8 protein-coding genes are annotated in these 8,077 nt (G+C 37.3%); 3 read left to right on the top strand and 5 right to left on the bottom strand.

The window, feature by feature from the left end:
* Nucleotides 1-86: 86 nt before the first annotated feature.
* The 4 genes from FTU65_RS15690 to FTU65_RS15675 all read right to left on the bottom strand — a co-directional run bounded on the left by FTU65_RS15690 (nt 87) and on the right by FTU65_RS15675 (nt 4,137).
* The gene (locus FTU65_RS15690; RefSeq protein WP_180012280.1) at nt 87-662 is read right to left on the bottom strand and encodes a hypothetical protein; all 576 of its coding nucleotides are present in this window, start codon (nt 660-662) and stop codon (nt 87-89) included.
* Between the two features lie 137 nt (nt 663-799).
* Nucleotides 800-1,282, bottom strand: a complete 483-nt coding sequence (locus tag FTU65_RS15685; protein WP_078189067.1) for a peptidylprolyl isomerase — start codon at nt 1,280-1,282, stop codon at nt 800-802.
* A 136-nt stretch (nt 1,283-1,418) separates the two neighbouring features.
* Nucleotides 1,419-2,720 (bottom strand): NAD(P)/FAD-dependent oxidoreductase, encoded by a 1,302-nt coding sequence (locus FTU65_RS15680; protein ID WP_180012278.1) that lies wholly within the window; start codon nt 2,718-2,720, stop codon nt 1,419-1,421.
* A 103-nt stretch (nt 2,721-2,823) separates the two neighbouring features.
* Nucleotides 2,824-4,137 carry a D-alanyl-D-alanine carboxypeptidase PBP6B gene (locus FTU65_RS15675; RefSeq protein WP_180012276.1) on the bottom strand — a complete coding sequence of 438 codons (1,314 nt, stop codon included), beginning with the start codon at nt 4,135-4,137 and terminating at the stop codon, nt 2,824-2,826.
* Between the two features lie 180 nt (nt 4,138-4,317).
* Between FTU65_RS15675 and FTU65_RS15670 the strand changes: the two genes are divergently transcribed.
* The 3 genes from FTU65_RS15670 to FTU65_RS16415 all read left to right on the top strand — a co-directional run bounded on the left by FTU65_RS15670 (nt 4,318) and on the right by FTU65_RS16415 (nt 6,832).
* Complete coding sequence (locus tag FTU65_RS15670) at nt 4,318-6,021, top strand: M61 family metallopeptidase (RefSeq protein WP_180066072.1); 1,704 nt, start codon at nt 4,318-4,320, stop codon at nt 6,019-6,021.
* A gap of 61 nt (nt 6,022-6,082) precedes the next feature.
* The gene (locus FTU65_RS16420) at nt 6,083-6,394 is read left to right on the top strand and encodes a hypothetical protein (RefSeq protein ID WP_257222730.1); all 312 of its coding nucleotides are present in this window, start codon (nt 6,083-6,085) and stop codon (nt 6,392-6,394) included.
* A 3-nt stretch (nt 6,395-6,397) separates the two neighbouring features.
* On the top strand, nt 6,398-6,832 hold the full coding sequence (locus tag FTU65_RS16415) for a hypothetical protein (RefSeq protein WP_257222731.1): 435 nt from the start codon (nt 6,398-6,400) through the stop codon (nt 6,830-6,832).
* Nucleotides 6,833-6,896: 64 nt separating this feature from the next.
* Here FTU65_RS16415 and FTU65_RS15660 read toward each other — a convergent pair whose 3' ends face one another.
* Nucleotides 6,897-7,925: an ELM1/GtrOC1 family putative glycosyltransferase gene (locus FTU65_RS15660; RefSeq protein ID WP_180012272.1), complete on the bottom strand. Its 1,029-nt coding sequence runs from the start codon at nt 7,923-7,925 to the stop codon at nt 6,897-6,899.
* Nucleotides 7,926-8,077 lie beyond the last annotated feature (152 nt).

Genomic DNA, 8,077 nt, shown 5'->3' with positions numbered 1-8,077 from the left:
TCCAGATTTAAATCCAATAGAAAATATGTGGTCACGAGTCAAGGCGATTCGAACTAAGTTTAGAGTTAAAGATATTGATAAATTATTTAAAGATTACTGTAATGATTTATTTGGTATTTAGCTATAAGTGCACGTTCAGCCCAATTAGCCATACTTTCCAAGTACCATGCGTTTTTAAATTGTGCATAGCTATATTGGTATAAATGAAATAATTCGTGAGTGATCGTAGTCCAATAATTTCCAGGAAAGTCTTTTAATTGATTTGAAATAGAAATGCTGATAAAGCAAAGATTATTTTTAAGATTCGTGGCACTTGGCGCTCGAGATGAGTTTTCATAGGCGAGCCCATTTCCTTTTAGTTCGTGTACATATATGGCAATAGCCTTTACATTCTTATATCTTGGGCTTTTTAGAGGATGTCTAAATCCTGCTAGTTTAAAGATATCTCTTGATGCGACTGCTTGGATGGCAATATCTTCGATATAGTCAGGAATTGCATTATTGTTTGTATCGTTCAGATTTTGGATGCGGTCTGTACTTTTCTGTTTATCCGAATAAAAAATATAGAATTCATCTTTTTGATAGACGCGATTGAGTTGCTTTGCGCTTTTTAATTCGAAACTGCGACAAGTATCGCTAGATCCGTATGCTGGAAAAGACATATTTATGAGACATAGACTTAATAGAAGGGTATGAGTTTTCATTCTTATTCAATAAATTATTTGCTTTACATGAAATATAGCAAATAAAAAAAGGCAAAGTAAAAACTTTGCCTTTTTGCACTTGAGATCAGAGGATCTTAGTGGTGGTGACCGCCTGCACCGTGTACGTGACCGTGTTCAAGTTCTTCAGCAGAAGCTTCACGGATTTCAACGATTTCAACTTCGAAAGTTAAATCTTGACCAGCAAGTGGGAAGTTTGCATCAACAAGAACGTTGTCGCCTTCAACCGCTTTAACTGTCACGATTTGAACGCCGTCATCAGTTTGAGCTTGGAATTGCATACCAGGTTGGATGTTGTCCACGCCTTGGAACATTTGAGCAGGAACTTCTTGAACGAGATCAGGATTGTATTCGCCATAACCTTCAGCAGCAGGAACAGTTACAGTGAATTTTTCACCAACAGTTTTGCCTAAAAGTGCTTTTTCAAGACCTGGAATGATGTTACCAGCGCCGTGCAAATATGCTAGTGGCTCACCTTGAGATTGGTCGAGAGTTTCACCCTCTGCATTAGTCAATGTGTAGTGGAAAGAAACCACAGAGTTATTTGCAATAGCAGTCATGTTATTGATCCATTCAATTTTTTAAGGGTTACATCATAAAGTGAAATTGCACTTTTGTAGACTAAATTTATCAAAAAAATGCAATTTTTAAATGTTTATGATGCTTTTTTCATTAATCGGGGCAGATCTGTAAATTTCAATGCAATTTAATTTTAGGCGCGATTTTTCGTGTAACAAAATCTTTAGCCGTTAATAGTCCTGCATGTGCATAGCCGTAAATTGTGGCTTGATGCATTCGATACAATGAAACATACATTGATTTGGCAACAAAGCCTTGAACATTGACCTGACCTAAAAGTTCACCAACCGCTTTATGCTTGCTTAATGAGACTAGGGAGCCTTTGTCTGAAAATACGAATATTGGGAGTTGCTGACCACGGATGCGTGCCTTTAAGCAATCCACGAGAAATGACGCTTGTTGGCTGGCAACTTGAGCGCGTGGGCCGAGGACGGGTTCATCTGCACGCGGTTGGCAATGAGCACAATCACCAAACGCGAAAATGTCAGGGTAGGCTTTGGTTTGTAGTGTTGCATACACACTTAAACGCCCCATACGGTCTTTTTCAAAACCTTCAAGCTTCGAAATCACTTCTGGTGTTTTAATACCTGCCGCCCAAACTTTCAGTTCAGCTTTAATTTTACTGCCATCATTAAAATAAACATGTTCAGCATCGACTTTTTCCACACGTTTAGAGGTTAAGACTTCAATTTTCATGCGTTTTAATTGCTGCTGTGCATGCTCGGCCATTTTTTCAGGGAGTGCAGGTAGAATCCGATCAGCACCTTCAATTAAATTGATCTGTACGCTTTGCGGATGAATTTTATTTAAACCATATTTATAAAAATTATGTTTGGCTTCGACCAATTCTGCGGAGAGTTCAACGCCAGTTGCACCTGCGCCAATAATGGCAATTTTCAACTCACGTGCTGTATTACTATTTTGTGCATCCAAATACAACTGTAAGAGATCTTGTTGGAAGATTTCAGCTTGTTGCAGGCTGTCCAAATAGTGACAATGTTCATACACGCCCGGCGTGTTGAAATCGTTGGAAACTGAGCCTAAAGCAAGAACAAGGGTGTCATAACTCAGTTGCAGTTGTTCTTGAGTAGATTCATATTTACCTTGTTGGACTTTGCTAAGCTGAATGGTTTTTTCAGCAGGCTGAACATTTTCAAACTTAGCCAAGACAAATTCATAATGATGCTTCGCAGCATGCGCATAGTAGTTGATTTCTTCTTCGCTGACTGACATCGTCCCTGCGGCAATTTCATGCAAGAGGGGCTTCCAAACATGCGTGAGTTTCATATCTACGAGGGTAATGCGCGCTTTCTTTTTTTTACCGAGTAAATCACCGAGTTGTGTGACCAGTTCTAAACCACCGGCACCACCACCGACAATGACAATATGGTGTAACTTGGAGTCATCAGCGTTATTCATTGAATTACCTATTTTATTATTGTTGAAAAAAAGAAGATGGCACGAGTATGCCATCTTCTTTTTTGCACGAATAACGAATTGTCTTACAAGTTACATAATCACATCATTGACCTAGAGGGTAGGTTTTAACTTCTGCTGCATCCGTATTAAAGATGCTAAAAAGACCTTTAATCCACATCATGAAACGCTCAAAAATATTGGCTTCTTCAATTTGCACGTCATCTTCAATATCAAAGGTATTGATCAGCTGATTATTTTGATAAACCGTAACGGTGGCTAATTTCATCACTTCAGCCAATGGCGCAGTGAGTTCTTTTTCATTTACTTCAACACTCAGTTTAGTCTGTGTTTCATGAAGTGGTTCAATGGCTTGAATTTGACCATTGCCAGTATTTAAAAGAATACGTTGCTGTGTAGGGTCAAAAGCTTTTAAATCGATGGCATAAGCTTGATCATAAAGTGAAGTTGTAATTAGTTTGGGTTGTTGAGTTTCCACCTTAAACATTTTCAAGGTTGATTTAACCACAGGTAATTCTGCAATTAATTGCTTATCTTTGATTGCAACTTCATTACGTGTATAGGTATAAGCCAAGTTCATGAGGTTGTGTGCTACTTCTGCACGTTTTAATCCACTTTTTGCCCCTAATACTACAACAATCAAACGACGTTCTGGCGCGTCAGGATTCGCGATCAAACGGTTGGCTGTTAAAGCTAAGTTATAACCTGCAGCTTTAGTAAAACCTGTTTTTAAGCCATCAACGGTGGGATCTTGTTTTAATAAGATATTGGTTGCACGGTGGAAGCGTTGGTTATAACTAAAACTTTGTTGTTTTGAATAATACAAATAGTCAGGTGTGTCAGTCACCAGTGCTTGCCCTAAACGTGCAAGGTCAGCCGCCGATGAATAATGTTCTGGCATGGTAATACCGGCTGGATTTTGAAAATTGGTGTCATTCATGCCCAAAGCTTTAGCTTCTTTGTTCATGCGTTCAATAAATTTTGGAATATCACCAGAAATGCGTTCAGCTAAAGTCACAGCGGCATCATTGGCAGACATGACCACAAGACCTGCTAAAAGCTGATCAACTGAAATTTGTTCGCCTGCTTTGAGATACATTTGTGATTCATCCCATTGAACCACTTGTACAACTGGGGTTGCGGTTAGGATTTCATTTTTCTTTAAATGACCTGCTTTAATTTCCTTTAAAGCAATATAAGCCACCATCATTTTGGTAAGTGAAGCAGGGGCACGCTGAACATGGCTATTATGTTCTGCAATCACCTGACCCGACTGAGGATCTAAAATGGTCCAAGCTTCAGCTTCAACAGTTTCAGGGACAATATTTAAAAGGGCAGCATTTGCTATCGTGGAGCATAGAAAACTAAGCAGCGCGATGAGGTAGATCACGTGTTTCAATGAGGTTCCTTAACCAACCATTCCGTTGGTGGTAAAACGAAAAAATTTTTAGGCATGCTATGCCTTTTTTTTTCTGCTGACTAGTCATAATTGTAGACAATTGCGACAGTTCCGCATTCAGTTGTAAAAAATGTTAATCTAATTGATAAGTTATCTTTTACTAATTTTATATCGCCCATTATGTTGCATTATCAAATCGAATTTGACGATTATCGTCAGCATCTAGTCCATGTCACTGCACGTTTCTTGGCAAATCCAACACAGGTGCTTTCTTTGCCAACTTGGATTCCCGGAAGTTACTTAATCCGAGAATTTTCGAAGCATATCGAAGCTGTTCGAGCTTATGATGAAGATGGGCGTTTGTTACAAATAGAGAAATTTGAAAAAAATAAATGGCGTTTATTTAATACTGATCATGAGTTGATCACCGTTGAATATGATGTTTATGCCTTTGACTTGTCGGTCCGTGGTGCTTATGTTGATCAAAGCCGTTTATATGTCAATCCAGCTTGCGCATGTTTAGGTTTAGTTGACCAAGAACATACAGCTATTGAGATTGAAGTATTCTTGCCACCCGAGTTAAAACATTTCCAACTTGCGACTGGATTGAAGTCAAAAAGTTTAGTGAAAGGTCGTTATACCTTGTATGCTGATAACTATGCCCAGTTGATTGATGCACCGTTTGAGCTTGCGGAACAAACTCGTTTCAGTTTTGAAGCCAACGGCATTCCACACGAATTTGTGGTTTCGGGCAAACATGCCATGAACGCGCAGCGTATGCAGCAAGACATCGAAAAAATTTGTTCGACAGAAATTTCCATGTTTGGTTCAGCACCATTTAAAGACTATACCTTTATGACCATGGCAACGGCCAATAGCTATGGTGGTTTAGAGCATCCAAATAGTACAAGTTTAATTAGCCCGCGTGATGATTTGCCAAAAGCCAATGAACCTGTAGAGCCATCGGCAGATTATCAACGTTTCTTAGGGTTATGCAGCCATGAATATTTCCACTCATGGTTGGTAAAATTTATCCGTCCAGAAAACTTTGTGAATTATGATTTGAACAAAGAAGGCTACACTTCTTTGCTTTGGATTTTTGAAGGTTTTACATCGTATTATGATGATTTGATTTTACTGCGTAGCGGTGTGATTAATCAGGATTCATATATCAAACTTTTGAAAGCACAAATTGATCGCTATTTACAAAATCCAGGTCGTGAAATTCAAACCGTTGCTGAGTCAAGCTTTGATGCATGGGTGAAATTCTACCGTCAGGATGAAAACTCAAATAATGCAGGTACAAGTTACTACAACAAAGGCTGCCTCGTGGCGCTATGTTTAGATCTTGGCTTACGTCTACGTGGTTCAAGTCTTGATGCCCTAATGCGTAAATTATATGCAAATGCGCAAAATGGCATTCAAGTGAATGAACGGACTATTTTCAATTTATGTAATGAATTAACGGGTGATGATTGGTTAGAACAAATCAATCACTTGATTAATACTACAGATGAATTGCCGTTAGATCAGTTGTTCCCTGAGTTTGGCTTAAGCTATACACTCAAAAATGACAAATCATTGCCATTTGGTTTAAAACTGGCTGATAAGCCTGAAGGTGTGTTGGTTCAGTCTGCTCGCCGTGACGGTGCAGCTGCAAAAGCTGGCTTGTCTGCGAACGATGTGATTATTGCAATTGATGGTCTAAAAGCAACCGTTAAATTGGCAGAAAAATATGCCAAGCAAGACGGAACTTATACCGTACTAGCATTCCGCCGTGATGAGTTGATGAGCTTTGAAGTGAAAGCTGCAGGTTCAGAATTAACTGAAGTTGAACTTAAAGTGGAAGATCAGGCTAAAGCTGAGAAGTGGTTGAAGGCTTAATTTGATAAGTATTTAATTTTCATGTAAAACCCATACTTAGGTATGGGTTTTTTATAAGAAAATGAATAGTAAAAATTTAATAATTGGAATTTCGATAACTGTAATTTGGTTCTTAGTGATAGTACTGTTTTGCGTTCAAAACAATTTTGTATTTACCAATAGAGAGCTGAATTCACTAGGGGACTTCCTTGCAGGTATCTTTGCTCCAGTTGCTTTTCTTTGGTTAATACTCGGGTATCTCCAGCAAGGTAAACAATTAGATCAAAATACTAAAGCGTTGGAACAGCAAGAAAAAGCGCTACAGTTGCAAATTGAAGAAATGAAAAATGGAATTGAGCAGCAAAAACAGTTGGTTCAAACACAAAAAGAATAACAGTTGGAACAGCGAAAACAGTTATTTCCAAAAATTTTTATTTCAGATTTTCACGCAAGAGCTGCTTTTGGCAATGATCTATCTGCTGATAATAGCTCGGGTGAGTATATTTACAATAATGTTGTATTTATTACTATATATTTTAATTTAGAAAACTTAGGTGAAGAAGCCTATCACTTTAAAATTATTGAAAAAAATAGTCTAGAGTGTTTGGAGCAAATAGATGTTTTGAAAAGATCAGAAACCTATAAAATTAAATTACATCTATCAACAAAATTGGTTGATCAATTGAATTTAAACAAAATATTAGATGAATTCTTCAATCTTTCTTATGAGTGTAAAAATGGGGTGAAAATTCAAAGAGATTTATTCATGCAATTGTATCCAAGAAATGTAAATTCCCCTTTTTTTCATGTAAACATGTATTTAGATGATTAGTTAAAGTAAATAGTAAAAAAGCCCACATCTGTGAGCTTTAATTTCTATCGAATAAAATTTTTAATTAATAGATAACTGCTTTTTTTGCATGACATTTATAAAAACTCAGTTCTTGAGATTTTGCCCTCAAATCTTCTGCAAGTTGTTGAGTCACGATTTGTTCAATATGTTGAGCATTTAATTTTGGCTTGATATATGCAGCTTCAGTAATCTGCCCAATAGTTTTACGTTGTATTAATTCGAGATCTAAATAATTTTGAATAATTTCATCTTTTTCAGAATATTCACGACAAACTGAAATAACAATGCGACCGGTTTGGATTGATTCGGATAACATCGTTGCACTATCTTCAGTAACAAAAATATATTCACTTCGCTTTAACACATCGCAAATAGAAGTTTTAGAACAAGTATTCACAAGCTCAATATTTTTATCTTTTAACATTTGAATCACATGTTCTGATAACGCAGGTGTTCTACGAGAACATACGACTGACGCCTGAATTTGATGGTGATCTGCAAATTGAACAAATTGCTGAATCATCTCTTCAAAGTCTTGATGGGTAAAAGGGTACTCTTTTGTCGGTCCACCAATTAACAGGCATGCTTCATGATTCGACGGAATATGCGCTAAGCGAGTAATTTTATCAGGTACAGCACCTGTAGGAATAATGATTTGTCGACCTGAATGATCTTCTGGAATCGTTGTAATAGTCCAATCAATAAGTCGCCAATTAAATTTACGTGTACCGCCTGCATAAATAAGTGGGATATTGAAACGTTGAGATAAATAAGCGGCATAAATTAAATTAGGCATACCTGAACAGACGATAACGTCGGTATGCTCTAAATTTCTTGGTAAGAATTTAAAGTATAAGCGCCCAAGTGTGCGAAACAAATTTGGGAAATGAGACAATTTCTTAAAAATACTCACTGTACGTTTAGGTAAAGTGGGGATTGCAAACTGCTCAGATTGTAGATAAAAGCGCTTTTCAATCATTTCACTGACAGCGATTGCTGGATTTAAATGTCCAATTCGGTTGTCATGAATAATTAATACTTTGCTTCTATTGTGTGTAGATGTGCTGCTCATTTTTGAAGTTCAAATAATCAACGTTTATATTAGATCTCTTTCATAAATCAAAAAACGATCTTCTTTTTGGTTAATATTTGCACTCCGGATTTCTTAGCATTCGTGCATAATCTGCGGATGAAATACATCGATTCAAACAAGCTTTCTGATCC

The sequence above is a fragment of the Acinetobacter sp. YH12129 genome (assembly GCF_013418685.1).
GTDB lineage: Bacteria > Pseudomonadota > Gammaproteobacteria > Pseudomonadales > Moraxellaceae > Acinetobacter > Acinetobacter amyesii.
The sequence above is the reverse complement of the archived record's forward strand: the minus strand, read 5'-3'. Positions and strand labels throughout refer to the sequence as shown.